This is a genomic window from Anaerovibrio sp. (assembly GCF_051866355.1).
GTDB lineage: Bacteria > Bacillota > Negativicutes > Selenomonadales > Selenomonadaceae > Anaerovibrio.
Map to the genome: position 1 here is coordinate 1 of NZ_JBJDWZ010000063.1, position 4,135 is coordinate 4,135.

The 4,135-nt window shown below is 41.1% G+C and carries 4 protein-coding genes; 1 reads left to right on the top strand and 3 read right to left on the bottom strand.

What is annotated here, in order from left to right:
• Window positions 1-157 precede the first annotated feature (157 nt).
• Both ACI3UA_RS03665 and ACI3UA_RS03670 read right to left on the bottom strand, forming a co-directional pair.
• Window positions 158-625 (bottom strand): hypothetical protein, encoded by a 468-nt coding sequence (locus ACI3UA_RS03665; protein WP_439723479.1) that lies wholly within the window; start codon window positions 623-625, stop codon window positions 158-160.
• Window positions 626-862: 237 nt separating this feature from the next.
• Entirely contained in the window at window positions 863-1,264 is a 402-nt protein-coding gene (locus ACI3UA_RS03670) for a helix-turn-helix domain-containing protein (RefSeq protein ID WP_439723480.1), read from the bottom strand.
• Between the two features lie 324 nt (window positions 1,265-1,588).
• Here ACI3UA_RS03670 and ACI3UA_RS03675 point away from each other — a divergent pair, with 324 nt between their 5' ends.
• Window positions 1,589-1,765, top strand: coding sequence for an Arc family DNA-binding protein (locus ACI3UA_RS03675; RefSeq protein WP_154405462.1), 177 nt, complete (start codon window positions 1,589-1,591; stop codon window positions 1,763-1,765).
• A 583-nt stretch (window positions 1,766-2,348) separates the two neighbouring features.
• Here the strand turns inward: ACI3UA_RS03675 and purB are convergent.
• Entirely contained in the window at window positions 2,349-3,800 is a 1,452-nt protein-coding gene (gene purB, locus ACI3UA_RS03680; RefSeq protein WP_439723481.1) for an adenylosuccinate lyase, read from the bottom strand.
• Window positions 3,801-4,135: the final 335 nt, after the last annotated feature.

The following is a 4,135-nucleotide window of genomic DNA, read 5'->3' on the forward strand; positions in this document are numbered from 1 at the left end:
TGTCATCCTCCCAGGTATCCACATACACCATCGGAATACCTGCATCCATATATTTCTCCAGCTTATTGATAAATTCGCTCATCACAATCCTCCTAAAAAACTACAACACAACCTGCATTGCTATATAGCACAATCCTAGAATACTGCATAACACAATTTACAATGCCGTATGACATGCAGAACGCTGTTTCAGGTAAGTCAGCACATCATCCAAGGCACTATTTACCTCCGCAGTGGCCCGGCAGATATTGGCTGCATGGTCAATGCCATCTGAACTTTCCTGCTGCATTTCACATCCCTCATCCTGTTCCTTTACTGCCTCAGCAATGGCATCCCCCTTGTTTTTTAAGATAGACTGCAGCTCCTGAATGGCTGCTTCTATCTTCCGTGCAACCGCCTGCCGTTCCTCATCAGTTTGGCACTCAGCCATGGCAGCTTCTGCTTCGTGGCGGACTATATCCGCAATGCCGTCCAAACTATTTTTCTTTTCTGGTGCATCATCTTCCTTATGCACACCTTCTTCCTCCCGCTCCATTTCCTCCAGCAATTCCCTGAACAGGGTTCCTGCAAAAAAGACTGCGGCACCGCCTAAAGCGTATGCCATACCATTTTTCCAATCATCCATGCTTATTACCGCCTTTCCTAACACTAAAGTCGTCCATAAGCTGATTGTACAACAAAACTGTCCTCAAAAGGTTGCCTGCCATGCTACCTTTTAAAAATTTTTCAACTATTTTAGTATCATTATCACACTATAATATATTCTACAAAGAAGCTGAAAATCCTGCTAAAATCAAAAAAAGACCTCGCAATACATTTTACGAAGTCTTAAAAGATACATGTATGAAGATAAATTAGTCCGTCATTGAGAAGTTTTGTTGCTGGTTAGAGGGGGCAAACCACGTTCATGAAGCTGTATGTTTACCTCATCTACATCATAAATTCCTTCCTCAATAAAGAACTTTACAACCAAGTCACGCGGCTGTGATGGTGAGAATGTATAACCAGCACGTTCCAGTAAATCCTCAGCCTCATCAGCAGTTAGTTTCATAGCCAACGCCAAAGCTAATGCCGTAGCCTTCGATGGCTGATAATCCTTGGTATTCTTGATTTTTGAAAAATGAGCTTTGGTTAGTCCTGCCTTGTGATACATATCAGAAGCCTTTATATGCTTTTTTCGCAGTAACTCTACAACCAGCTCAGAAAAGGTTTCCTTGAGAATATACCCAGGCATTATTATACTGGTAAAAGCAAATATTACCAAGACACCATCCCCCTTAGTTCGCTACTGTTTTCGTATACTGTGCCTTTCGTCAGATTTATATGTGCCAATACATGGCTATCATGTTTTTGGCATCAGAAATCAACTCCAGATAACTTACTAGATTACATAATACAACATATTCCATAGCACTGCAACCAACAGATACTAAACATACTATTTCAGTTTTAAATAGATACTATATACATATTAAAATAAAAATAATATATACCTAAAATATAAAATTCCTTAATATATCATTCATTTTAAATCTATAATTTTCTTTTCTTATATTATATTCTACTATATAGAAGGGAAGGTTATATTATGGCAACTAACAAAGTAGCACTACAGGTACGACTTGACGAAAAAGTTCATGCCAAGCTGAGAATTGTGGCGGAGGAAGAAGTGCGCTCACTCAATTCCCAGATTGAATACTTCGTCATCAAAGGTATTCAAAAATATGAGCAGGAAAACGGCCTGATAGAGCTGAAAAATTTCTAAAAACAGAGCTGAATTTTTTGGTACTGTTTTTCTATTGAGCCCCTCTCAGCACACCTGCATAGTAAGAACATTTTACATCACATGTAAGAACCCCTCAAAAACCATGTATTTCAAGGTTTCGAGGGGTTTTTGCATAACACTGAAATTACAAAATAAATAGTATCGCTGAGGCTCTTCCTTATCGTTATTTTCAAAAGTTGTAAAAAAGTTGTAAATACTATTCTTCCACATGCTGAAAGCCCGCCACACAAGGCTTTAAAGGGGCTGTGTTAATATGCTGCCGTGGCAAATAAAAAGCACTTTCTTCATTCTCTCTAACCCCTCACAAACCCTTGATTTAACATTATTATAGCTGAATTTGATTTGGCCTGAAGCCATCATTATATGTATTCATAAAGTATATCAAAGCACATAAGCCCATAATTCTTTTTATCGTGCTAAGCAATAAAAGAATGAGGGCAGACAAACTCCACCCTCATCCATGACAAAACACCGCTTATACACTATTTCTGCATAAACAATACACTAGCTATGCACCACTATTATTACGCCTTCATGCGCTCTTTGCAATCTTAATGCATACTTATACATTAATCTCAGCAGTCATCCCCAGCTCTTCCTTATGGACATCCAATACAGGCTGAACCACGTTCTTGATGAACTTTTCAACCTGAATAGGAGAACGGCCAACATACCTGGAAGGGTCCATTGTCTTCTGAAGCTCCTCCAAGGTAAGGTTAAACTCAGGATCAGCTGCAATAAGCTCCAGCAGATTATTGTCCTTACCCTGCTGTTTGACATTCTTGCCAGCTTCCATGGAAAGGGTACGAATCTTCTCATGAAGCTCCTGACGATTGCCGCCGTTCTTAACAGCATCCATCATGATATTCTCGGTAGCCATGAAAGGCAGCTCCGCCATCATGTGCTTAGTAATAACCTTGTCATAAACTACCAGACCGTCTACAACATTCAGGCACAAATCCAAAATGCCATCAATAGCCAGGAAGCCCTCCGGAATGGACAGGCGCTTGTTGGCAGAATCATCCAAAGTTCTCTCAAACCACTGGGTAGCAGAAGTAATGGCAGGATTCAAGGCATCAATCATCACATACCTGGACAGAGATGCGATACGCTCACTGCGCATTGGATTTCTCTTGTATGCCATTGCAGAAGAACCAATCTGATTCTTTTCAAACGGCTCCTCCACTTCCTTCAGGTGCTGAAGGAGGCGAATATCATTGGACAGCTTGTGGGCACTGGCGGCTATGCCTGCCAGGATATTGGCAACCCTGGTGTCAACCTTTCTGGAATAGGTCTGGCCGGAAACAGCATAGCACTCCTTGAAGCCCATCTTGGCCGCAATAGAAGGATCAATCTTGTCAATAGTTTCCTGATCACCATTAAAAAGCTCGAGGAAGCTCGCCTGTGTGCCGGTAGTCCCCTTGGAGCCTAACAGCTTCAGGCTGTTCATTACATACTCCAGATCCTCCAGATCCATAATGAACTCCTGCGCCCACAGGGTAGCACGCTTGCCTACAGTAGTAGGCTGGGCCGGCTGAAAATGAGTAAATGCCAAGGTAGGCAAATCCTTATATTTATCCGCAAACTTGGCAAGCTCGGCAATCACATTGACCAGTTTCTTCTGAACCAGCTGCAAAGCCTCCCGCATGATGATAATATCGGTGTTGTCACCAACATAGCAGGAAGTAGCACCAAGATGAATAATACCGGCTGCCTTCGGGCAGAGCTGTCCATAGGCATAAACATGGCTCATAACATCATGGCGAACCAGCTTCTCCCTGGCCTTTGCCACATCATAATTGATTTCGTTCACATGAGCCTTCATCTCGTCAATCTGCTCCTGGCAAATTACAGGCTTGCCATTTTCGGAAAGACCAAGCTCCATTTCTGTTTCAGCCAAAGCAATCCACAATTTTCTCCAGGTCGTAAACTTCTTGTCCTGAGAAAAAATATACTGCATTTCCTTGCTGGCATAACGCTCTGATAAAGGACTAGTGTACCTATCTGTACTCATAATCAACTTCCTTTTCCAATCATTTTAGTCAAGGCAAATCACCCTTCGACAATATTCTATCAAAGAAACATGCCTTTGTCCATTATAACATCATTATAAGCTCATCACCATAGTGAAGTTTTCTTATCACGCTCCGACAATTACCAAATGCTACCCTGGAATCTACTTGTGTGCATTCAACGTAGCCAATATCAAATCCTGTGATATTTCTTACGTTTCTAATATCATTACAGCTAAAAACAATACAAATTTATTGTACAAGCACTTTCTGGAAACTCCCACCAAATCATTTTATCATTTTCATTAGTTTATCACAATATCGGCAAAAACATCAA

Excerpts from the sequence above, each read along its gene's own strand:
- ACI3UA_RS03665 (WP_439723479.1), bottom strand. The coding sequence starts at position 625 with ATGGATGATTGGAAAAATGGTATGGCATACGCTTTAGGCGGTGCCGCA.
- ACI3UA_RS03675 (WP_154405462.1), top strand. The coding sequence starts at position 1,589 with ATGGCAACTAACAAAGTAGCACTACAGGTACGACTTGACGAAAAAGTT.
- purB (WP_439723481.1), bottom strand. The coding sequence starts at position 3,800 with ATGAGTACAGATAGGTACACTAGTCCTTTATCAGAGCGTTATGCCAGC.